We start from the raw sequence: 21,480 nt of genomic DNA on the forward strand, positions 1-21,480 counted from the left end.
TTTAAGGGAGGAAGAAGAAACGAAAAATGACGTATTGTGATACCTTTTAACCTTATTTTTCTTTATGTTTTTGTGCCTTTGTGGCTAAAAAAGCATATTCGATGTGGCCAGTAGTAACAAATAAGTAATTGCTATGTGGTGAAAAGCAACTAAAATAAAAATATGAAGGCACTTTATATAATAGCGTTATTATGGTTTATAACTGTAAGTTTTATTGCCGACAATGAATTTTGCGGCATACGCAATACTGCATTCCAGCAAGGGGAAACCATTAACTATACCGTTTACTATTCTGTAATAGGCATTTACATCAATGCTGGCACCGCCACTTTTGCAGCAGGGCTAGAAAACTTTGCAGGCAAACCTGTTTACCATGTAGTTGGTACCGGCAGCAGCAACCCAAGCTACGATTGGATTTTTAAAGTGCGCGACAAATACGAAAGCTATATAGACACAGGCAACTTGCAGCCACAAAAATTTATCAGGAACATAGACGAAGGCGGCTTTAAACAAACCGAGAACGTAACTTTTATCAATGCCAATAATACGGCTATTACTGCTAAAGGCTCATTTCCTGTACCCAATTGCGTGCAGGATGTATTAAGTGCTATTTACTATGCCCGCAATATTGACTTTAACAAATACAAGCCCAACGACAAAATACCTTTCAATATGTTTTTGGACAATGAAGTATATGGGCTGTATGTGAAATACTTGGGCAAGGAAACAATTAAAACAAAATATGGCAAGTTCAACGCAATCAAATTTAAGCCATTGCTTGTAAAAGGCACTATTTTCCAAGGCGGGGAAAAAATGGATGTATGGGTAACAGACGATGCCAACCATATACCCATCCGCATAGAAAGCCCTATAACTGTTGGCTCTGTAAAGGTAGATATGATGGGCTATGGCAACCTAAGGCACCCTATGACTTCGCTGATAAGTAAAAATTAATTGACAATTGATTATTGATTATTCATAATTGACAATTGATAGGCCTCATTTCTAATTTGTAAGCATTGTCAATTATTAATTATCAATTCCTAAATCTCCCCCAGTTTAAAAATATCTTTTACCCTTATGCCCTTTTCGGTTTGTTGCAATGTGCAACATTCATTTTCGGGGTCATGCTCAAAGTAAAGGATATAGTTGTTGTCCAAAGCTTCTTGCAAAAAACTTTTCTTTTCATCCAGTGTCAATAAGGGGAACATATCATACGCCATTACATAAGGCAAGGGTATGTGAGCAACAGAGGGCAGCAGGTCGGCCATGTACACAATGGTCCTGCCCTTGTATAAGATTTGGGGCAGCATCATTGCCTTGGTATGCCCATTGGTAATGCGGAATGATATGTTGTTACTAATTTCAGAAGGCACATTTGCCAGCAAGCTATTTTCCATTTCCCCATGTTCAAACTCCACCATTTGCAGCATACCGCTAGATGCTATGGGTAATATGTTCTCTTTTAAAAAAGATGCTTTTTCCCTTGCGTTGGGGTACAATGCCCATTGCCAATGATGTTGGTTGCTCCAGTAAGTTGCATTTGGGAAAGCAGGCATTAGTTTTTCATCCTCCTCTATAATAGCTCCACCACAATGATCAAAATGCAGGTGGGTCAATATTACATCAGTAATATCTTCCGGGGCAAAACCCAGTATTGCAAGCGAGCCTTCCAGCGTATCGTCTTCCTCAGGGATATGATAGTGAGAAAAAAACTTAGCATCCTGCTTATTGCCCATGCCCGTATCTATCAAAACCAGCTTTCCTTCATCTTCTATCAGCAAGCACCGCAATGCCCAGGTACACATATTGTTTTCATCAGCAGGATTCAGCTTGTTCCATATACTTTTTGGCACCACGCCAAACATGGCACCGCCATCTAGTTTAAAATAACCTGCGTTGATGGTATATAATTTCATAGTACCGTAATCTACGTTTTTTATAACAAAAAATTGCTTTTTTAAGAATATTGGGTGCATGTTTTTTTTCAGGCAGATTATAGGTGCAATTATAATTTGATCCTGTGGTTCTTTATAATAAATCCTAAAAGGGAATGAAGCGAAGCTAACACGCCAAGGTCTTGGGCCAGCAGTGAGGAGTAAGGCAAAGAGGCGACCTCACCCCACAGTCCCTCTCTTGGGGGAGAGGGGAACTAAACTCCGACAAAATGCGCCTGCGGAATGCTTTGGTTGGGCTAAAATAGATACGTATATCGTGAAAAGAAATTTAAGTGTAAAAATCATTCTATAAGAACCCTTTTGTATCCACTACTTCAATCATTAAACCCTTGCAAATCATTTAGTTATGGGTATTTAACAGGGAAAAATGCTTGGAAAAGCAAAATCCTATATGGGGGAAATATGCCCCCATGAGCATCCCAAAATGCCCCCATATAGGATTGCAGATTTTATAGGGGTTGAAAATGGTTGCAGTTTTACAGGGAAAATGAGGGGGAAGTGGTGAGTGGTGAGTAGTCAGTAATCAGTAGTAAGTAATAACGAAGGCCTTCATTTAAAATTCAAAATTTATCATTTAAAATAACAAGAAAAATGGCTTTTAAAAAAACATTCGTATTGAGCGACGAGGGCGTAAACAGTTATGGGTTTGTGGTGCAAACAGATGGCATAGGGCTGGGCAATGCTATGAGCAATATGCCTTGCTTTTACGACCATAGAACCTGGGAAATACCACTTGGGCACTGGGAAAACCTACGAAAGGAAGACGGCAAGCTATTGGGCGACCTAGTGATTAATGGCGACAATGAGCGGGAGAAAACCTACATAAACAAAATACAGAACGGCGATATAAAAGGGGCGAGCATTGGTGCAGAGCCGATAAACTGGTGCAGCGACACCCAACTGCTGAAACCTGGGCAAACTAAGCCCACATTAACAGACTGCACACTGTTTGAAGCGTCTATCACGCCACTGCCTGCTAATAGCGCAGCCCTTGCGCTGAAACATGAGGGAAACCTTGTGACACTAAGCAAAGACAACAGCGGCCACATCATCCCATTTTTAACCAAACATTCAGATATGAAAGCAATTGCTTTGAAACTAGGCCTGCCCGAAGCGGCAGGCGAAAATGAAATTTTGGCTGCCATCAGCAGCATACAAGAGAACCCCAAGCCCAGCCCCCTGCCCCTAAAGGGGAGTAGCGAAGCCAAGCTGGTGAAGGATGTGCGGGTGAGCCAGTTGATAAAGATGGGAAGGGTTGGCTCCTCCCCTGCTGGCAATGCCAATACGGACAGTTTCGACTACCTACAAAAGCACAATCGGGCAGCGTTGGCAAGGATTCAAAGGGATGAACCGGCTACTTTCAGGGAATTGGTTGAAGGGTATGGGGCTGGGGTGAGGTATAAGGCGTAAGTAGTAAGGGGTAAGGCATAAGTCGTAAGTAACATCTCCGAAATAACTTTCCCATTTAGGTTGATTTCAAAAAAAAATTTAACCAAAAAGAACACAAAGATTTTACACAAAGAAGCACAAAGAGAACCCTTCTTTAAGGTAAAACGTTTCACTTTAAGGACACAAAGAACAGTTCAAATAGGCTGATAAAATGAAAAAACCTTATTCGGAAATGGGGAAAGTTATTTTGAAACCATTACTAAGGCGTAAGGCAAGGATTAACATCAAACATAACAAAACTTCGTATTCAAAACTTCAATTTTTAAATTAAACAAAAACAAAACAAGATGAACAAGAAACAGTTTGTGGGTGCTTTTTTATTCAATGCCTTGGTGGGTTCAGTGGTTGCTGCAATGGTGGGTTTTAGCCCGGTTGTGGGCGTGTTATTGATCAATATGCTGGGCTATGTGCTGCATTTAGTGCGGAGGGCGAATAGTGGCATGGTGTTTTTTGATGGGTTGGCGCAGGAGATATGGCTGAGCGAGGTGAAGGAAGATTTTTACCCTGACAATAGCTTTTTGAGCGCAGCTACCGACATGAGCAGCATGGTGAACAACGATGCCATCAACCTGGCAGAAGCGGGCGCAGACCCGGATGTGTTGGTGGACAACACGGCATACCCAATTGCCCGTGCCGATGCAGGCGACACGCCACTAAGGCTATTACTAAAAACCTATGACACTACCAGCACCGTGGTGCGCAATGCCGTGGCATTGGAACTGGCCTACGACCAACGAGCCTTATACATCCGCAAGCACCAAAAAGCTTTGCTGAAAAGGTTTGGCAAGGATGCTTTGTTTAACTATGCGCCACAAGCAGACAGCACCCATACACCTGTGATGAACATTGCAGGAACAAGTGCTTCTTTTTTAGACACAATCATAGACATGCAGAATGCATTTGCAGCCTTGGACGATAACAGCGGCAACCTGAACCTAGTGCTGAACCCGGCACATGCGGCAGCAATAGCCAAAGAAGACAGGCTGCTGTACAAGAACTTTGAGGCACAGCCCGGCAGCACTTTGTTTGGCTTTAGGATATGGATGCACAGCCAATGCCCATTCTATGTAAAAAACACCAGCGCAAAGGCAGCTTACAATGCAACATTCGACCCCACTGTACATGCTTATGCCAGTATTATTTTCGACGGAAACGAGGTAATGAAGGCACAAGGCAGCTTTGAATTTTTCTACAAACTACGGGACCCAGACGAAAAGGGCGATGTATTCAACTTCCAGATGCGTGGGCTAGCATTGCCCATCAGAAACAAATACTTGGGGGCGATAATAAAGTAATTATAGATGAAACACGAAGAAAACCTATTGGCATTCATCACTGGCATCTTTGCCGGGGGCATCCGTTTCCTTTTGAACGGGAACCCCAACTACCCAGCTAGTTTGCTGCAGGCGGCTACCACGGCATTGGTTTGCGGGGCGGCAGGGTATGTGGGAAAAGAGATAGTAGTATGGATAAAGAAATTGTGGAGGAAGTAACCCCCATCCCCTAAAGGGGGGCAGTGGACCTCAAGTAAATGCGCTAACCCCCCTTCTTATTTTTTAGAAATAACCAAATATTATTTATTAACCTCCCCAGCTAACACACCCTTTTAGGGTTGGGGCAAAACAAACAACAAAATGAAAAAGAACAAATTGTTTTTGGGTGCAATGGCACTAATAGCCATGGCTGCACCAGTAGCAATGTATGCGCAAGATACAGCCGCAACCACCACTAACCACACAGACGTAGTGAACCTAATAGCCACCGCTGCCGCCACCAAATGGCCGGCAGTGAGTGCCGTGGGAACGGGGTTGTTTATCGTGAGCGAAGTACTGGGCGGCATACCCAAAGTGAGAGCCAACAGCGTGTACCAATTGGTATTCGGGTTTTTGAAAAGAGCGTTTGGTAGCCGTTGACCGTGAACCGTTGAGCGTGAACCGTTAACCGTGAACCGTGAACCGATGCCGTTGGATATTGGAACGCTGCTCATATTCTTATCGTCCCCATTCGGTGAACGGTGAACTGTCAACGGTTAACCTTCCTCTGTAAACCATCATTAATTATCAATTATTAATTGTCAATTATCAATTACCTACCATGAACATTTTAATAGAACGGACTTATTTTGCCAATGGCACCAATGGAGATTTGCATGTGGATGGCAAGCCTCGCTGCCACAGCATAGAACTGCCTTGGCACAACAATGTGGCAGGCACAAGCTGCATACCAGAAGGCACTTACAACCTACAAAAACACATCAGCCAGCATTTGGGCAACTGCCTAGAGGTGATGGATGTACCAGGCCGTAGTGCCATTTTGGTACACCCTGCCAACAATGCCCTGCTGGAACTTAGGGGCTGCATTGCCCCCGTAACTACCCTTACCGGGCCCGGCATGGGCGACAACAGCAAAGTGCAGGTAAACGCACTGGTGCATGAAGCCTATGCTACCTTGGAAAGAGGGGAAGATGTAGTGCTGGTGGTAAGGAAAAAATAGGGGGGGGATTAAAAAGGGTGAGGGAAAAAATTCCTCGCCCTTTTTACTACTTTTTAAATTCCTTCTTTTTAATTCCCAATTCCTAATTCCTTCTGCATTGCTTTAATATCGGGTGCGTGGCCCCGGAAGTTTTTGAACATGGTGTTGTAGTCCTCTGTGTTGCCACGGCTTAGTATCATGTTCCGGAAACGCTGCCCGTTTGCCCTGCTTAGCCCATCGTGTTCTTGAAACCAAGAGAATGCATCCTCCTCTAGCATTTTTGTCCATTGATAGGCATAGTAGCCTGCGGCATAGCCATTGGCCCATATATGCAGGAAATAGGTGGAGCGGTAGCGGGGCGGCACTTGTGGCAGGTCTAGCCCTGTGGTGTGCAAAGCAGTTTTTTCAAACTCGCTAGCATCTGTTACCACGGTGGTGGCAGTCAGTTTGTGCCATTGCATGTCTAGGCAGGCAGCCGCAATGGCTTCGGTTAGTATATATCCATTGTTAAATGTGCCTGCCTTTTTTATTTTATCTATCAGGGATTGTGGTATAGGCTGCCCGGTTTGGTAGTGCAGCGCATAGTTTTTTAATACCTTAGGATCCAATGCCCAATGCTCGTTGAATTGCGATGGGAACTCGACATAGTCCCTTGCCACGCTGGTGCCTGAAAGCGAGGGGTATTGCTGGCTGGCAAACAACCCGTGCAGGGCATGGCCAAACTCGTGAAACATGGTGTTTACATCGTCAAAGCTAATAAACGCTGGCTGGCCGGGGGCAGGCTTGCTGAAATTGCAGATATTGTAGATGACCGGCTTTGTACCCAACAGGGTAGATTGGCCAACAAGGTTGCTCATCCATGCGCCGCCATTTTTATTGTCCCTTTTAAAATAGTCGCAGTAAAAAAGGGCAAAGGGCTTGCCGTTTTCATCCATCACGTCAAACACTTTCACGTCTGCTTGGTAAACAGGTATATCGTGGCGTTCCTTGAAGGTCAGCCCATACAATTGGTTGGCAGCGTAGAAAACGCCTTTTTCCAATACTTTTTCCAATTGGAAATAAGGCTTTATCTCGCTTTCGTCCAAATTGTATTTTGCTTTACGGACTTGCTCGCTGTAAAAATCCCAGTCATAGGGTTGAAGCGTAAAGCCACCCATCTGGCCATTAATCAATTGTTGAATATCTGTGGCTTCCTGTTTTGCTTTTGCAGTAACAGCAGGCACTAATTTGGCAAAAAACTGGTCAACGGCTTCTGGTGTTTGTGCCATTTGGTCTTGCAGTTTCCACGCTGCATAGCTAGGGAAGCCAACCAATTGTGCTTTTTGCGCACGGATAGCTGCAATGCGGATGATGATAGAGCGTGTATCGTTTGAGTCGCTTTTTTCATTCCTGCTCAATGATGCTTCAAATAGTTTCTGCCGGGTAGTGCGTATCGAAATCGATTGAAGGGCAGGTTGTTGGGTAGTATTTTTTAAGGGTAGCAGCCATTTGCCGGGCTGGCCTTTGGCTTTTGCATTTTCTGCATATACTTTTAGGTCGGTTTGCGACAGGCCTTTCAAATCGTTGGAGTCGCTTACCAGCAAAGCCCCAGCTTTTGCGCCAGCCAATAATTGATTAGAGAACTTGGCACTTAGCGATGCTTCTTCTTCGTTCAATTTCTTCATTTTCTCTTTGTCGGCATCAGAAAGTTTTGCCCCAGCCAATAAAAACTGTTGGTTATAGTATTCAAGTAGTTTTTTCGATTCTGCATCTAGGTTCAGCTTTGCCTTGCTGGCATAAATGGCTTGCACACGCTTGTACAGCTTGGTATTGAGGTAAATAGCATCCTGCAAAGCAGTGAGCTTGGGTGCAATGTCTTCCTGCAATTGTTGCAGCACAGGGTTGGTATTTGCACCTGTAACTAAGTTAAAAGCATTGTTTACACGGGCAAGCAATTGGCCGCTTTTTTCCAAGGCCACCAATGTGTTGGCAAATGTGGGGGCAGCAGGGTTGCTGGCAATTTGCCCAATTTCTTTTAGCTGCTGTTTAATGCCTTCTTCCAATGCTGGCTGGTAGTCGGAATCTTTTATCTTGCTGAAATCAGGTACTTGGTATGGCAGCTTGCTAGCCGTACTGAACGGGTTTGAAAGCGGCAAGGCTTTATTTTGCGCAAAGGCTGAACTGCTTATAATAGACATGACTAAGAAACTTAATACAAATTGTTTCATCGGAGGCTGTTTAAATTTAAAGCTATGAAAAATTTATGTGAGCAGCAGCAAGAAAAAAATTAATGGGCGCAAAAAATGCTACTTCAAAATTTATTGTGTATTTTTTACACAATAAATATGATATTTGCCCTATTAAAAACAATTGTTATGCTATTGAAAAAATTGGGTATTGCCGCTTTGGCGGCTTTTCTATTTGCCTCTTTGTCTTTTACCGTACAGGCGCAAACTACTGGAGCCGCAAAACCTACTACTATTAATGGTCATCCTGCATGGATAATGCAAGGCAATATTTACGAAGTAAATGTGCGCCAATATACGCCGGAAGGTACTTTTAAGGCTTTTGCAAAGAGCCTGCCGAGGCTGAAGGCAATGGGTGTGCAAACCTTGTGGTTTATGCCCATTAACCCTATTAGCAAACTGGACAGGAAGGGCGTGTTGGGGAGTTATTACGCCATAGCGAATTATACCGCCATCAACCCGGAATATGGTACATTGGCCGATTGGCAATCGCTAGTGAAACAATGCCATGAAATGGGTTTTAAGGTAATTGTTGACTGGGTGGCGAACCATACGGGGGCTGATCATTACTGGTTAAACACGCACCCTGACTTTTATGTACAGGACAGCGTTACCCACAAAGCACTTTCTCCGTTTGACTGGACAGATGCTAGGAAATTGAATTATAACAAACCTGCCTTGTGCGACAGCATGATTGCCAGCATGGAGTTTTGGCTGAACAAAAGCCATATTGATGGCTACCGCTGCGATGTTGCCAGTGAAGTGCCAGCGGCTTTCTGGTCGAAATGTATTGCTAAACTGCGCAAGCATGGCAATATCTTTATGTTGGGCGAAGCGGATGTGGCTTGGTTGCACAAGGCTGGTTTTGATGCCACTTATACGTGGACTGATTTTGCCATGATGAAGCAAGTGGCTAAGGGCGAAAGAAAAGCTAGTGCATTGGACACTACGTTTAACCGTTTGGATACTTCTTTTCCAAAGAATGCATTACGCATGTTCTTCACCAGTAACCACGATGAGAATACGTGGAACAAAGCAGATTATGGCACCATGCCAGGTAAGAGTCATGCACCTTTTGCCGTGTTGACTCAAACCGTAAAGCATTCAGTACCATTGATTTATAGCGGTCAGGAAGAGCCCTTTTTAGATAGCCTTAGCTTTTTCTATAAAGATACCATCACTTTTGGCAAATATGCCAGGGCTGGTTTCTACAGCAAGCTATTGGCATTAAGGAAAAGCAATGAAGCATTATCTGCCGAGGCAAGCATGATTCGCCTAAAAAGTTCTTCAGATGATCAAGTATTTGCTTACTTAAGGGAAATGAATGGTAAGAAAGTATTGGTGGTGCTAAACCTGAGCAAAGAGCCTGCAAAAGCTACTTTGTCTAATGCATCCATCACAGGTAAGGCTATAGAGTTGTTTAGTAATGCCTCTGTTGACTTGAAAGCTAGTCAAAGCTTTAGCCTGCCAGCTTGGGGGTATAAGGTGTATAGTTATTAAGCGTTATTTGTTCTTATAAGTTAGAAAGGGTGGAAAGCACTAAATTGTTTAGTTGCTTCCCACCCTTTTTTTATAAGTAGTAAAATGTTATTTGCTTTTTTCAAAAGCCTGCTTTACAGTATCCAAGTGCTTAATGAATTTTTCTACGTCGGAATCGTAGCCATATTTTACATCGCTTAATGGGTTGCCTTTAAGGTCAAGAAACATATATAGGGGCTGGGCGTTAAAGCCAAATTTTGTAATTTCATAATCCAAGTTTTTCTCGCCTACGGTAACTATTTTGTCACCTTTGGCGTTGGAGTATTGTTCTGCTGTGGACAGTTCTGTGCTTTCATCCACATACAAACTCACCAATACAAAATTGTCTTTTATCCTGCTTAGCACTGCTTGGTTTTTCCAAACCTGCTCTTCCATTTTGCGGCAGTTGGCACAGGAGTGGCCAGTAAAGTCAATCATTACAGGCTTGTTTAGGGTTTTGGCGGCAGCCATGCCCTCTTCCAAATCGAAATATGCCTTCAGGCCGAAAGGCACATGCAATTTGTCAATATGCTTTTTAGGTGGCAATGCACTGCTGCTGGAGGTTGCTGGTGCAGCATTGTTGTTCCCAATACTATATTTTAAATCGTCCAAGTTAAAATCCTGCGTGGTAGCTGGGGGTATAAAGCCACTTAATGCTTTTAATGGTGCGCCCCACAAACCGGGTATCATATACAAGGAGAATGAAAATGCGGCAATAGCAAAAAATAAGCGTGGCACAGAAACAAACGGCAATGGGCTATCGTGCGAGAAAGTAAGTTTACCTAAGAGGTAAAAACCAAGCATGGCAAAAATAACAATCCATAATACAAGGAACACATCCCTGTCTAATAAGTGCCAATGGTAAATAAGATCCACGCTCGACAAGAATTTCATGGCCAAGGCAAGTTCTATAAACCCAAAGCACACTTTTACGGAATTGAGCCAGCCACCACTTTTCGGCAAAGCCTTTAGCATGGTAGGGAAAAAGGCAAACAAAGAAAAAGGCAATGCCAACCCCAAGCCAAACCCAAACATGCCAATAATAGGTGCAATACTCACGCCCTGGCTGCTTGTTTGCCCTAGCAATGTACCCACAATAGGGCCTGTGCAAGAGAAAGAAACAATGGCCAGCGTTAATGCCATAAAAAAGATGCCCGAATAGCCGCCCTTGCCTGCTTTTTCATCTGCTTTGTTTGCCCAGCTATTGGGGAGGCTTAGCTCAAAAGCACCAAAAAACGAAATAGCAAAAACGATGAAAATGGCAAAAAACAACAGGTTAGATATAGGCGAAGTAGCTATGGTATATAAAATGGTATCCCCAAAAATAAAGGTAAGCAGCAAAGTGGGGATGGTATAAATGCTGATGATGGACAAAGAATATACCAACGCATTTTTAAGCCCCGCTTTGTGGGAGCCACTGCGCTTTAAAAAGAAACTAACCGTAACTGGTATTAAGGGGAAGACACAAGGGGTAAGCATAGCCAGCAGGCCTGTAAGGAAAGTAAGCAGGAAAATGTTCCAGACAGATTTCATTGCAAACTCATCCTTGGGGGCTGATAAGCTAGTTTTTGCGGTTGACTGTTTAATTGAAACGGTAAACTTTTCTTCCCCTGCAGGGTATTCATCTTCTTTTTTCCCCAGCCAAGCAAAAGAGCCTTTTAGGGAAGTTGAACTGCTTCCGTTTACATGAAGCTGATAGATAAACTGAACTGAATCGGCAAACAAGCGGTACTCGCTGCCATCTGGTTGTTTGAGTAGTTGCAATGCCCCTTTTTCTACAACGGAATTTGCTAATACAATGCACTTCGCACTTGAATCTAGTTGCAAGGTAGAAATAAATGCATCTGCACCGATGCTCTTTTTTACCGAAAACAATTGTACTCCCTTTGGGATAACAGCATATACGATAAGGGTTTCCAAAGAATCGTTTACAGTCTGCGTACTAAAACGGAACTGCACAGGTGCTTGTGCCTGTGCAGTAGGTAAGTTTGCTATTGCAAGGCCTGCCAAAAGCAGTACTAGGAATATTTTATTCATAGTTTGTCGACTTCTTATACCCCTTTAGGGGATAGGGGTTTTTACAACTTAATGTCAAATGTTTTTTTAGTAGGCGGCAGGCATTGCTCGTCATCACAAACCATGTATTCTACCGTCCCTGTAATATTGGTTTTAACGCCTGCTTTTACTTTTATTTCCTGCGTAAACACAAGGCTATTTGAGTAAAACAAAACTTCTGTGTTGAAACTTTTATCAAATACCTTTTCCAGCTTGCCTGTTTCTTTGGTAATGCCCTCTATGGTTACCAAGGGGTTTTTGTTAAACGTTATTTTAGTTGGTATAGGCCCGCCTTTGCCTGTGTTTTGCGAATATATATGCCAAGGCTTTTGCACGGTGGCAGTTATTACTACTTGGCAAGCAGCCCCTTTCTTTTTGGCTTCGTATTTCCACTCTACTGGGTTTTTAATTTGTGCAAAGCCTTTTGCAGCAGCCAATAAAAACACAACAGCAATTAAAAAACTTTTTTTCATCGATTTATTTTATTTCAAAAAAAATAGAGCTACTAACCTTTATTCCTGATACACAATAATTTAATCTTTCTATATGTAAAGAGATGCTTTTTTTATTAACACTAATGCCCAGGGAAATATGTATTAACTCAATATAAACAGCTTTTAATGATGGTTTAACTTAAACCCAACATATTAAACACTGTTTTGCCATCTGTATTTCCTAGCAATGAGCTGGTAGCTCTTTCTGGGTGTGGCATCATTCCAAACACATTCCCTGCTTTGTTACGGATGCCAGCAATATTCCTTACAGCCCCATTCGGGTTTGCAGTATCATCTACTCTCCCATCTTCATTGCAATACCTAAACAATATCTGGTTGTTGGCTTCCAACTCGTCTAAAATAGTGTCGTTTGCAAAATAGCGGCCTTCGCCATGGGCGATAGGCACTTTTAATGCCAGGGCATTTTCGTTGCTTAGATATACGTTCTTGCAAATGAATTTCTGGTTGGCATTTTGTAGTAATACACCAGGCAGCAAGCCGCTTTCGCACAAAATCTGGAAGCCATTGCATACCCCCAAAACCTTGCCACCTTTGTTGGCAAAGTCTATCACGCTCTGCATCATGGGGCTAAAACGAGCAATAGCGCCGCAACGCAGGTAATCGCCATAGCTAAACCCGCCTGGCAATACGATGCAATCCTCGGTACTAAACATGCTCAAGTCTTTTTCTTTGTGCCAAAGCATGATTACTTCTTTGCCTAAATCCTGCTGCAAAGCATCCTGCATGTCCCTATCGCAGTTGGACCCAGGAAAAACAACGACACCAAATTTCATAAGTACTATTTTTTTAAAGCGAATTACACTAATTAAAATAACTTAAAACTTAAAATAAAAAACTTAAAACAATTCCTAATTACCTACTCCCATTACCCAGTTTGTATGTATAACCAAAACAATACAAAGCCAAAACATTATATTGGGCAATAGCATTTTTTTTGGATACAGGTAAGCATTGCCAATAAACGATGCCAAAGGTACTAAACATAAGATAGCGGAATCTAAACCTACCCCTTTAAAAATAAAAGGGATGGGCAATATAATTACCAGCATTACCAGCATGGCCGACCAGTTTTTTCTTATTTGTATTACCATCCTGTTGTTTTGCACGCTCCAGTACTGCAAGCCAACAAATAACATTAATACCATAGTCATTAGCTTTACCCAAACCCAAACATCGGTATGGCCCACTGGCAAGTGCAGTGATAAATGGGGAAGCATAGTAACGAAAATTGGCATATTGTCGTTTAAAAACAGCAGCGACAGGAACACATAAATGGGCATCAAAATGCCCAACAGCAGCACAAACCATTCGCTTAATATAAATGGCCTTACTACAGCCAAGGCAAACAATACTACCGCTATAAGGATAGCAGTTGGGTGGTAGCATAAAAAAGAAATACCTACTACCAAGCCCGTATTAAACAACAAGGAACGGGGGTTGGGGTTGTTGTACAACCTGCTGAGGAAAATAAATATCCAAATTACAAATGAGTTGGCAATTAATGCAGGGCTAATATAGGACCATTGGGGTAGGATGGCGGTAAGGAGCACATAAGTCAATGCTGTTGTAAAACCAGCGGTGCTATACATCCTTAAGTCGTTCAGCAGCAGGTTTAGGCGTATGGCTTGTATCAAAACAATGGCTATGTACAAGCATGTTGCCAGCGAAGGAAATGCGTTGGTGAAATAGTGTTCTAACGTATAGGATATAATGCCACTGTCTTCCGTTATTGCAATAACAGGGGGGTGGATAAACAAATGGGCATGAACTGCACAGCAAAGCGCAACCAAGAAAAAAATACTGCCTATAGATTTATCTTTAAATAAAAAAACCACTGAATATGTTTGGTGAATTAAAAATCAATTTTTGCAAAGCAAATGTAGCCCCTAAACTGGCAAGGCACAATAATTTGCCTTATGCCTGTTTGTTTGCCGTGCCGGGGCATGAAATCGTACCCCTTGTCAAGCCCCCTGATGATGGCGCTACGCGTAATTTGTCCTTCGGGGGTAATACTTTGATCTGAAAAAACACTTTGTCTTTTTTCCTGTAAATTGAAAAGGAAATGTACTTTATCGCCTGTGTTTAAAATGCCATAGCTAATAAAATTGTCTGTGTTCTCGTCCTGCTGGGCTTTCCTGATAATATTGCTCCACTCCATTTTTCCGGTAACGTCAATAGAAAGTACAATAATATTGTCGGCAAAGTAACGGGTTACTGTATTATAGTTCCTATAAAAAGGATTGCCATACAAGCCGCCTGCGCCGTACACGGAATAATTATTGAACCCACTGTAAGGGGAGCCAAAGCCATCCCAGCGGTTGTAAAGGTCGCTGCCATTAGATGCGGTATAGGCAGATTCTGCCGCAAGCAAAACCCCACCATCTTTTTTAATGACAATATTCCTGAGGAAATAATCGTTCAATGCCGTTTTTAAAGAGCCTTCATTTTTTGCGTCCGCCCTAAAATCATCCGAAAACTCTATCCTTGTGTTCAGTATTGCTTTTTGTGCTGCCTTGTCCCACAAATAGCAAAAAAAGCCATCCGTGTTGCCCCGCCTTTGCTTGGCGAAAAAAGACGTGATTAGGTAATGCTTGTTGTAATTATCTACTTTCAGGCGTATGTCGTCTAAAAAAATCCCGCCTATGTTTACTTCAGTAAAGCCTAACGTGTCTTCCTTGGCTGGCTTAGTTACAAGGGTTAGTTTGTTTACAATGTCACTTTGCCCACTTCCAAAAGCCTTGAGAAAAGCTAGATCACCCGTGTTGTCTATTTGAAATTCCGACAAGGTTGCATACCGTTCCTTCATTTGCAAAGTCATGGATGTTTTTTTCACCAATTGCAGTTGCTTATCGAGCAATACGGTGGTTACCTGGTTTATTTTTTCGTCGGGCCTGTTTATTTTCACCAGCATCAGCTTTTGTTTGTCTTCGCTATTGATGATGGTATAAATTTTATTGCTGGTACTAAATGAAAGGCTGGTGGTGTCTAGCAATATTGGTTCCCCTACTTTTTCTGCATTGTTGTCAAACTTTATGGCCATGCAGTACACCACAGATTTCTTTTGGTACTGGTAAAAAAGGTAGTAAAAATCGGGATATTGCAAAAAATCTACGTTTATTACTTTTTCGGGCATAAATGCTAAATTTTTTTTGGCTACCTGATGCATATTAATATCATACAAATTTATATAATTATAATCCCTATAGCTTTTGTAAATATGGATATTGCCATTTAGTTTGCCAATTACCTCAAAAGTTAAATCTTTTGCATCTTCTTTGTCTGGGTCCGAATAAGTTACCAATTGCGATTTTGCACTATTTAGCAGCAGCAACAGCAACAAAATGAGGTATAAAGTATTTTTTTTCATATAAAAATGTGTTCTTAATATATTTTAAACAAATGCAAAAAAATCTACTTTTAAGCCTGAATAGAACAAAATTCTACTTTTGTAATCATTAAAAGTGTTAACATTTAGCAAACGGCATTCGATTAGCATATACATTTGTTGTGTAAAATATTTTGTAAGTAAACCCTCTACTGTGAACAAGCATATTAACAAAGTAACAACTGCTGGACTTTTGATTGCATTAGGAATTATTTACGGCGATATTGGCACTTCGCCATTGTATGTTTTAAACGCCATTGTGAAAGGAAGGGTTGTATCAGAAGAATTGATACTCGGCTCGCTATCCTGCATTTTCTGGACACTTACACTGCAAACTACTATAAAATATGTAATACTTACACTACAGGCCGACAATAAGGGTGAAGGCGGCATATTTAGCTTGTATGCCTTGGTGCGGCGAAGAAAAAAATGGCTGGTTATCCCTGCTATGATTGGAGGGGCAGCATTGCTGGCAGATGGCATTATCACCCCACCTATTTCCGTTACCTCTGCTATCGAAGGGCTTCAACAATTGCCCGTTTTCCACGACATAACCACGAAGACTATTGTTATTATTGTTATCTCCGTTATCTCCTTCCTCTTTCTTTTGCAACAATTTGGCACTGCTTCTATTGGTAAAATGTTTGGGCCTATCATGGGGGTATGGTTTACCATGCTTGCTGCACTAGGTGTATCGCACTTGGCTGATGATTTTAGCATATTAAAAGCACTAAGCCCCCACTATGCTATTGAGTTGCTAACGCTTTACCCTAAAGGGTTTTGGATTTTAGGTGCCGTTTTCTTGTGTACTACGGGTGCCGAGGCTTTATATAGCGACTTGGGGCATTGTGGCAAAGACAATATCCGTTATTCGTGGGTGTTTGTCAAAATTTGCCTTATACTCAATTACCTTGGCCAAGGCGCATGGCTGTTGGCTCATTTTCAAGATAAAATGATACCACTGGCTGAATTTGACAATGGTTTTAACCCTTTCTATGGCATTATGCCAATATGGTTTAAGCTAGTGGGTATCGTGATTGCAACTGTTGCTGCTATTATTGCCAGCCAGGCATTGATATCTGGTTCTTTTACGCTGATAGCCGAAGCCATGCGGCTGAACCTGTGGCCCAAAATGAAAATTGTGTACCCAACAGAAGAAAAAGGGCAACTGTACATACCTGGCATTAGCTTGCTGCTTTTTGTGGGTTGTATAGGTGTGGTATTATTCTTTCAAAGGTCGGCAAATATGGAAGCTGCTTATGGTTTGGCTATTACCATGTGCATGATTAGCACATCCATTTTATTTGCCAACTTTTTGGTAAGCCACAGGGTGGCGCCTGTTTGGATTTATGTTTATTTAAGTGTATATTTTACCATCGAAATTTCATTCCTGATAGCCAATTTAGAAAAGTTCCCGCATGGTGGCTATGTAACGCTATTGGTAGGCGGCGGTCTATTCCTTGTTATGTATGTTTGGTACAGGAGCCGAAAAATTAAAAACCGATATGTAGAATTTGTACGCTTGCAGCACTATATACCCATGATAAAAGAGTTGAGCGAAGATGTTAGCATCCCTACTTATGCTACACATTTGGTATATATGACTAGTGCTAACAACCCTAAAGAAATTGAACATAAAATCATTTACTCAATACTGAACCGAAAGCCCAAAAGAGCCAATGTGTATTGGTTTGTGCATGTAGATGTATTGGACGACCCTTATACCTGCGAATATACTGTGGATCATGTGGTGCCAGATGAAGTAATCCGTATTGAATTTAGGCTAGGCTTTAGGGTACAGCAACGCATAACCTTGATGCTGAAACAAGTAGTCCAAGACTTAGTTATGAACAAGGAAGTAAACATTACCAGCCGCTATGTAAGCTTGGAAAGGAACAATGTGGTGGGGGATTTCAGGATTATAGTTATGGAAAAATTCTTGAGCCAAGATAATGAGCTGCCTTTTATAGAAAGGATTATCATGAAGCTTTATTTCTTCCTTAAAGACATTAGCCTTAGCGAGGAGAGGGGTTTTGGCTTGGACCCAAGCAATGTAACTGTAGAAAAATTTCCGCTGATTGTTTCGCCTTATACCAAGCTAAGGCTGAAACGTATTATTAATCCCAATGCGGTTGTGCCTAATATAGGTCATTAAGCTTTTATAAAAAAGACACAAAGGCTAAAAGACTCAAAGAAGCACAAAGAAAAAAATTCTTTCTCACCACATAGGCACATAGCATACATAGGCAAGAAAAGAAGAAACTATGTGTATTATATGCTTATGTGGTGAGAAAATACCTAAATAGCAACAAAACTTATATAGGAATAATATTCCCCTTTGTGTTGTTTTTTACCTTTTCAGGTATGGAAGCAATAATGGCTGTCCGCAAAGCCTCTACCAACCTGCGTTTGGCAAAATCACGATGGGTAATAATACTCACCTCTCTTACAGGTGCAGGTGCCTGAAAATGGCGGATGCTTTTCTGTTGTTCCGTGCTTAAATCTGTTGTAGCCAATTCGGGTAAAATAGTAATACCATCATTCACTTCTACCATTCGCCTCAAGGTTTCCAAACTGCCTGCTTCATATTCAAAATGGCTACCTTCTTTGCTGCTTTTACGTAATTCGCACAGGTTTATAATTTGGCTGCGGAAACAATGTCCTTCTTCCAATAACCATAACTTCTCAGGGTCAATATCGGTAGCCAATACATAGTTTTTTTTATAGGCTTCATTTTTGTTGCTGATATAGGCCACCATTTCTTCATAAAAAAGCACATCCTCCTGTATACCTTTTTCGTTCAAGGGGGTAACCAGCAAACCCACATCTATCCTGCCTTCCCTTAGGCGGGCAATCAAAATATCTGTGGTCAATTCATTTACCACCAACCTTACCAATGGGAACTTAGCTGCGAAAGCTTGAATAAACAAAGGGAGCAAGTAAGGGGCAAGCGTAGGTATCACGCCAATTTTCAATTCCCCAGTTAGTATATTCTTTTTAGAATCTACCATTTCGGTAAAACTGGCACATTCGGCTATTATCTTTCGGGCTTGTTCTATTAGTTGAAGGCCAGGTTCTGTAGGTAGAACAGGTTGCTTAGTACGGTCAAAAATCTTTACGCCCAATTCTTCTTCCAGCTTCTGTATTTGTGCACTCAACGAAGGCTGCGTAACAAAACAATGCTCCGCAGCCTTCGCAAAATGCCGGTAGGTATCTACTGCAACAATATATTCTAGTTGTACTAAAGTCATTTTTGGGATTTTGCCTAAGCATGTTCAATCAAAAAGGAAGCATCAATATGCAGTTTTTGATATGCTGCTTTCAGGAAAGCTATATCAGGGGATTTTTTCCCATCTAGTATTCTAGCAAGTTTTATTTCAGTAAGCCCCAACAGGTCAGCCAATTCGTTGCGCTTCAATTTCATTTCGTACATCTTTAACTCCAACATACCCTGTAATGTTTTTGGAGTAGGGATGTTGTAAATGCTATTTTCATAAGATTGGATGGCCAACCCTAACTGGCGAATTTGCTTTGCTTCGGTGGCTGTTAAGTTTGCCTCTCCCTTATTCATTAAAGCCAATACTTTTTCCAAAGCCTTTTCATGATCTTTTTCTGTGATAATTTTCATTATTTACTTTTTAAAAAGAACATTTTGTGCATTTATCTTGTCGTATTCTTTATGCGTACCTACAAATGCAATATAAACTGTCCTGGTATTAAAATGACTAATCGCAATTAACCTAAATTGATTGCCTTTTATATTGAATACGTATCTATCATTTCCAACAGAATCCACAGAATTAAACGTTTCTTTAACCTGATAGAAATTAGACCAATTAGATTGTTCCGTAATAAGATACCAATTATTTAGTGCATCAGTTGCCATTGGATGCTCTATACAAAAATTCCTGATTGTTTTATAACTAAATACTACCATAAAGCTACTATTTATTCACTTTGGTCCACGTATCTTTCAATGTAACAGTCCGATTAAAGACCAATTTGTCGGTCGTACTATCCTTATCTAAACAGAAGTACCCTTTGCGGATAAATTGATACCTTTTGGTAATAAAATACTCTGAATCATCTACAGTAGGGATTTTATTACGAAGTGACCTTATTTTTAACCGAACTAACTCATTGCCAGCCTCTTTTATCAGCTCGGGTTCTGCATACGCCGTTTCAATCGTCTGCAAAGAATCAGGATTAATATAGCTTTTAAAGTCGCCTTCTGCCGCAGCTACATTTTCTTCAGTAAACAAACGGTCATACAAGCGTATTTCTATTGGAAGTGCATCTGCTACGCTTACCCAATGCAACGTGCCTTTTACATTGATGCCGCTTGTGTCGCTTCCACTTTTGCTTTCGGGTATATAAGAGCAGTTTAGGTGAGTAATATTGCCTTCTTCATCTTTTACTACCTCATCACATTTAATAATATAAGCACTTTTTAGCCTTACCATTTGCCCCGGTGCCAAACGGAAATACTTCTTAGGTGCTACTTCCATAAAGTCTTCTTTTTCTATATAGATTTCTTTACTGAAAGGTACTGGCCTCTCGCCGCCATTTTCATCTTCGGGGTTGTTTTCGCTTTGCAAGGTTTCCCCGCCGGCTTCGTAATTGGTAATCACTATTTTCAACGGGTCAAAAACTACCATCCTGCGTTGAGCTATTTTGTTCAGGTGTTCCCGCACACAAAATTCCAATAGGCTAAAATCAATCAAGTTTTCCCTTCTTGCTACGCCAATTTTTTCGCAGAACTCACGGATGCTTTCTGGTGTAAAGCCCCTTCGCCTCATGCCGCTAAGCGTACTCATACGTGGGTCGTCCCATCCATTTACATGGTTTTCATTCACCAGTTGCAGCAATTTGCGTTTGCTCATCACCGTATAAGTCATGTTCAACCGTGCAAACTCATATTGTTTGGATGGGTAAATGCCCAGTTTCTCAATGCACCAATCGTACATCGGCCTGTGTGGTACAAACTCCAACGTACATATCGAATGGGTAATGTTTTCAATAGAATCACTTTGCCCATGCGCAAAATCGTACATAGGGTAAATGCACCAAGTATCGCCTGTACGGTGGTGGTGGGCATGTTTTATACGATAGATAATAGGGTCACGCAACAGCATATTGGTGCTTTCCATATCTATTTTGGCACGCAGTACTTTTTCACCATCCTTGTATTTACCCTGTTTCATTGCGGTAAATAATTTAAGGTTTTCGTCTATTGTCCTATCCCTGTATTGATTATTTACGCCTGGTTGTGTAGGTGTGCCTTTTTGTACTGCAATTTCCTCGCTGGTACTGTCATCTACATAAGCAAAGCCTTTATAAATTAATGCCAACGCAAATTGGTACAATTGCTCAAAATAATCAGAAGCATACAACTCCGAAGCCCAGTTAAAACCTAGCCATTGCACATCTTCTTTAATACTATCTACATACTCTGTGTCTTCTGTTACGGGGTTGGTATCGTCGAAACGGAGGTTGGTAGCCCCCCCATATTTTTTTGCTAACCCAAAGTTGAGGCAGATGCTTTTGGCATGGCCAATATGCAAGTAGCCATTGGGCTCCGGCGGAAAACGGGTCAATATTTTCTTATGCTTGCCGCTGGCTAAGTCTGCTTCTACTATTTCCTCCAAAAAATTCAGGCTTTTTTCCTCGCTCATAATAATGCTAGTGGGTGATCTTGTGTTCATTACCCATTCTTGCAAATGTAAGCGTTGCAAAAATGCTATGGGCAAGGTTGGGGAAATGGGGCATAAATGTTTTTCGCTTTTTTTGAAAAATCAATCCAGCTAAACTCACTATTCCCGAAAGACCGGGATAAGTTCTACAAAGGGAGGGGAGCAGGTGAGAGGGCAAGAAGAAAATATTTGCACATTTTTAATAATATC

Annotated in this window: 19 protein-coding genes; 8 read left to right on the plus strand and 11 right to left on the minus strand. The window is 41.6% G+C overall.

From position 1 onward, the window contains the following. Positions 1–162 precede the first annotated feature (162 nt). Complete coding sequence (locus ACHFIY_RS00475; RefSeq protein ID WP_410844070.1) at positions 163–954, plus strand: DUF3108 domain-containing protein; 792 nt, start codon at positions 163–165, stop codon at positions 952–954. A gap of 89 nt (positions 955–1,043) precedes the next feature. On the opposite strand, the gene ACHFIY_RS00480 is transcribed toward ACHFIY_RS00475, so the two are convergent. Next, entirely contained in the window at positions 1,044–1,919 is an 876-nt protein-coding gene (locus ACHFIY_RS00480; protein ID WP_410844071.1) for an MBL fold metallo-hydrolase, read from the minus strand. Positions 1,920–2,549: 630 nt separating this feature from the next. Here ACHFIY_RS00480 and ACHFIY_RS00485 point away from each other — a divergent pair. The 5 genes from ACHFIY_RS00485 (at position 2,550) to ACHFIY_RS00505 (ending at position 5,900) form a co-directional block, all read left to right on the plus strand. Further along, a complete protein-coding gene (locus ACHFIY_RS00485; protein ID WP_410844072.1) occupies positions 2,550–3,368 on the plus strand; it encodes an HK97 family phage prohead protease in 819 nt (272 codons plus the stop codon). Positions 3,369–3,694: 326 nt separating this feature from the next. Beyond that, a complete protein-coding gene (locus ACHFIY_RS00490) occupies positions 3,695–4,702 on the plus strand; it encodes a hypothetical protein (RefSeq protein WP_410844073.1) in 1,008 nt (335 codons plus the stop codon). Between the two features lie 6 nt (positions 4,703–4,708). After that, complete coding sequence (locus tag ACHFIY_RS00495; RefSeq protein ID WP_410844074.1) at positions 4,709–4,900, plus strand: hypothetical protein; 192 nt, start codon at positions 4,709–4,711, stop codon at positions 4,898–4,900. Between the two features lie 141 nt (positions 4,901–5,041). Next, entirely contained in the window at positions 5,042–5,320 is a 279-nt protein-coding gene (locus ACHFIY_RS00500) for a hypothetical protein (protein WP_410844075.1), read from the plus strand. Positions 5,321–5,501: 181 nt separating this feature from the next. Then, complete coding sequence (locus ACHFIY_RS00505) at positions 5,502–5,900, plus strand: DUF5675 family protein (RefSeq protein ID WP_410844076.1); 399 nt, start codon at positions 5,502–5,504, stop codon at positions 5,898–5,900. Positions 5,901–5,968: 68 nt separating this feature from the next. Here the strand turns inward: ACHFIY_RS00505 and dcp are convergent, their stop codons facing one another. Continuing rightward, a complete protein-coding gene (gene dcp / locus ACHFIY_RS00510; protein WP_410844077.1) occupies positions 5,969–8,086 on the minus strand; it encodes a peptidyl-dipeptidase Dcp in 2,118 nt (705 codons plus the stop codon). Positions 8,087–8,233: 147 nt separating this feature from the next. Here dcp and ACHFIY_RS00515 point away from each other — a divergent pair, with 147 nt between their 5' ends. Further along, positions 8,234–9,604: an alpha-amylase family glycosyl hydrolase gene (locus ACHFIY_RS00515; RefSeq protein ID WP_410844078.1), complete on the plus strand. Its 1,371-nt coding sequence runs from the start codon at positions 8,234–8,236 to the stop codon at positions 9,602–9,604. An 87-nt stretch (positions 9,605–9,691) separates the two neighbouring features. Here ACHFIY_RS00515 and ACHFIY_RS00520 read toward each other — a convergent pair whose 3' ends face one another. The 5 genes from ACHFIY_RS00520 to ACHFIY_RS00540 form a co-directional block, all read right to left on the minus strand. Further along, complete coding sequence (locus ACHFIY_RS00520; protein WP_410844079.1) at positions 9,692–11,659, minus strand: protein-disulfide reductase DsbD family protein; 1,968 nt, start codon at positions 11,657–11,659, stop codon at positions 9,692–9,694. A gap of 41 nt (positions 11,660–11,700) precedes the next feature. Further along, complete coding sequence (locus tag ACHFIY_RS00525) at positions 11,701–12,150, minus strand: protein-disulfide reductase DsbD domain-containing protein (RefSeq protein ID WP_410844080.1); 450 nt, start codon at positions 12,148–12,150, stop codon at positions 11,701–11,703. 155 nt (positions 12,151–12,305) lie between these two features. Continuing rightward, complete coding sequence (gene purQ / locus ACHFIY_RS00530; protein WP_410844081.1) at positions 12,306–12,965, minus strand: phosphoribosylformylglycinamidine synthase subunit PurQ; 660 nt, start codon at positions 12,963–12,965, stop codon at positions 12,306–12,308. A gap of 75 nt (positions 12,966–13,040) precedes the next feature. Then, positions 13,041–14,027, minus strand: coding sequence for a hypothetical protein (locus tag ACHFIY_RS00535; protein ID WP_410844082.1), 987 nt, complete (start codon positions 14,025–14,027; stop codon positions 13,041–13,043). Between the two features lie 17 nt (positions 14,028–14,044). After that, positions 14,045–15,559: a hypothetical protein gene (locus ACHFIY_RS00540; protein ID WP_410844083.1), complete on the minus strand. Its 1,515-nt coding sequence runs from the start codon at positions 15,557–15,559 to the stop codon at positions 14,045–14,047. Between the two features lie 172 nt (positions 15,560–15,731). Here ACHFIY_RS00540 and ACHFIY_RS00545 point away from each other — a divergent pair, with 172 nt between their 5' ends. Continuing rightward, positions 15,732–17,732, plus strand: coding sequence for a KUP/HAK/KT family potassium transporter (locus ACHFIY_RS00545; protein ID WP_410844084.1), 2,001 nt, complete (start codon positions 15,732–15,734; stop codon positions 17,730–17,732). A gap of 160 nt (positions 17,733–17,892) precedes the next feature. On the opposite strand, the gene ACHFIY_RS00550 is transcribed toward ACHFIY_RS00545, so the two are convergent. The 4 genes from ACHFIY_RS00550 to ACHFIY_RS00565 are packed head-to-tail and all read right to left on the minus strand — an operon-like array spanning position 17,893 to position 21,282. After that, positions 17,893–18,828, minus strand: coding sequence for a hydrogen peroxide-inducible genes activator (locus tag ACHFIY_RS00550; RefSeq protein ID WP_410844085.1), 936 nt, complete (start codon positions 18,826–18,828; stop codon positions 17,893–17,895). A 14-nt stretch (positions 18,829–18,842) separates the two neighbouring features. Next, positions 18,843–19,205: a hypothetical protein gene (locus ACHFIY_RS00555; protein ID WP_410844086.1), complete on the minus strand. Its 363-nt coding sequence runs from the start codon at positions 19,203–19,205 to the stop codon at positions 18,843–18,845. A 3-nt stretch (positions 19,206–19,208) separates the two neighbouring features. Next, the gene (locus ACHFIY_RS00560; protein ID WP_410844087.1) at positions 19,209–19,514 is read right to left on the minus strand and encodes a type II toxin-antitoxin system HigB family toxin; all 306 of its coding nucleotides are present in this window, start codon (positions 19,512–19,514) and stop codon (positions 19,209–19,211) included. Positions 19,515–19,521: 7 nt separating this feature from the next. Next, positions 19,522–21,282 carry a glutamine--tRNA ligase/YqeY domain fusion protein gene (locus ACHFIY_RS00565; protein WP_410844088.1) on the minus strand — a complete coding sequence of 587 codons (1,761 nt, stop codon included), beginning with the start codon at positions 21,280–21,282 and terminating at the stop codon, positions 19,522–19,524. Between the last annotated feature and the right edge of the window lie 198 nt (positions 21,283–21,480).

Origin of the sequence: Parasediminibacterium schistidii, assembly GCF_046546515.1 — a bacterium.
In the GTDB taxonomy this organism is placed as follows: Bacteria; Bacteroidota; Bacteroidia; order Chitinophagales; family Chitinophagaceae; genus Parasediminibacterium.

Coding starts and splice junctions, on each gene's coding strand:
- ACHFIY_RS00560 (WP_410844087.1), bottom strand. CDS start 19,514: ATGGTAGTATTTAGTTATAAAACAATCAGGAATTTTTGTATAGAGCAT.
- ACHFIY_RS00485 (WP_410844072.1), top strand. CDS start 2,550: ATGGCTTTTAAAAAAACATTCGTATTGAGCGACGAGGGCGTAAACAGT.
- ACHFIY_RS00525 (WP_410844080.1), bottom strand. CDS start 12,150: ATGAAAAAAAGTTTTTTAATTGCTGTTGTGTTTTTATTGGCTGCTGCA.
- ACHFIY_RS00540 (WP_410844083.1), bottom strand. CDS start 15,559: ATGAAAAAAAATACTTTATACCTCATTTTGTTGCTGTTGCTGCTGCTA.
- ACHFIY_RS00550 (WP_410844085.1), bottom strand. CDS start 18,828: ATGACTTTAGTACAACTAGAATATATTGTTGCAGTAGATACCTACCGG.
- ACHFIY_RS00475 (WP_410844070.1), top strand. CDS start 163: ATGAAGGCACTTTATATAATAGCGTTATTATGGTTTATAACTGTAAGT.
- ACHFIY_RS00565 (WP_410844088.1), bottom strand. CDS start 21,282: ATGAACACAAGATCACCCACTAGCATTATTATGAGCGAGGAAAAAAGC.
- ACHFIY_RS00480 (WP_410844071.1), bottom strand. CDS start 1,919: ATGAAATTATATACCATCAACGCAGGTTATTTTAAACTAGATGGCGGT.
- ACHFIY_RS00500 (WP_410844075.1), top strand. CDS start 5,042: ATGAAAAAGAACAAATTGTTTTTGGGTGCAATGGCACTAATAGCCATG.
- purQ (WP_410844081.1), bottom strand. CDS start 12,965: ATGAAATTTGGTGTCGTTGTTTTTCCTGGGTCCAACTGCGATAGGGAC.
- ACHFIY_RS00520 (WP_410844079.1), bottom strand. CDS start 11,659: ATGAATAAAATATTCCTAGTACTGCTTTTGGCAGGCCTTGCAATAGCA.
- ACHFIY_RS00515 (WP_410844078.1), top strand. CDS start 8,234: ATGCTATTGAAAAAATTGGGTATTGCCGCTTTGGCGGCTTTTCTATTT.
- ACHFIY_RS00505 (WP_410844076.1), top strand. CDS start 5,502: ATGAACATTTTAATAGAACGGACTTATTTTGCCAATGGCACCAATGGA.
- ACHFIY_RS00490 (WP_410844073.1), top strand. CDS start 3,695: ATGAACAAGAAACAGTTTGTGGGTGCTTTTTTATTCAATGCCTTGGTG.
- dcp (WP_410844077.1), bottom strand. CDS start 8,086: ATGAAACAATTTGTATTAAGTTTCTTAGTCATGTCTATTATAAGCAGT.
- ACHFIY_RS00555 (WP_410844086.1), bottom strand. CDS start 19,205: ATGAAAATTATCACAGAAAAAGATCATGAAAAGGCTTTGGAAAAAGTA.
- ACHFIY_RS00495 (WP_410844074.1), top strand. CDS start 4,709: ATGAAACACGAAGAAAACCTATTGGCATTCATCACTGGCATCTTTGCC.